The organism is Paenibacillus sp. 598K (assembly GCF_003851045.1).
Classification (GTDB): domain Bacteria; phylum Bacillota; class Bacilli; order Paenibacillales; family Paenibacillaceae; genus Paenibacillus_D.
In genome coordinates this window covers 144,494-145,097 of sequence record NZ_BFBX01000083.1, presented here as the reverse complement: position 1 = coordinate 145,097, position 604 = coordinate 144,494, and the positions used below count along the sequence as shown (strand labels likewise).

Here is a 604-nt window from a genome sequence, read left to right as displayed (position 1 = left end):
GAGGCGCAGGCCTGCGCCTCCGAGCCGCCGACGTACTCCGTCAGGACGAAGCGGATCAGTTCGGCCTCGCATATGTGCCCCGGCCGGGCCAGCCAGTCTCGCCAGCGCTCGTCATCCGGCACATAGCCGCCTTCGGTTGCCTTCAGCCATTTCTGAGCGACACAGAGGTCCAGCAGCCAAGCCAGCGCTGGTGAGACGCCTTGCGCCAGCGCCTCGGCGACCCGTGGCAAGCCGTCGACGGCGGCGTCCGGCACCGCCAACTGCCGCTCCAGCCGCTGCAGGACGCGCCGGGGCAGACGACCGCTGCGGGTGAAGGTATAGCCGCAGCGCGCCAAGACAGCCAACAGATGGAGCGCTTCGCAGATGAGCGGACTGTTCATCCGCTCGCCGGCCAGACGCTTCACGCCGCTCTGCGCGGCGGCCGGAGACGGGGGCCGCGCCAGGACGCGCAGCCAGCACGGATAGTTCTCGCGCGGCATCGCATACACTTGCTCTCCCCAGCCGACCCGGATGCTCCAGACCATCCCGCAGCTATGCAGCAGTTGCAGCCCATAGCGCAGCTCGAGGCCGGACCACGGCCCGTCAGCTGCTGCGCGCAGCAGCT

General features: G+C 69.7%; 1 protein-coding gene. It reads right to left on the bottom strand.

Annotated elements, in window-relative coordinates:
* A partial coding sequence (locus PA598K_RS22890; protein ID WP_185602179.1) for a hypothetical protein occupies window positions 1–604 on the bottom strand: 604 nt, incomplete at both ends.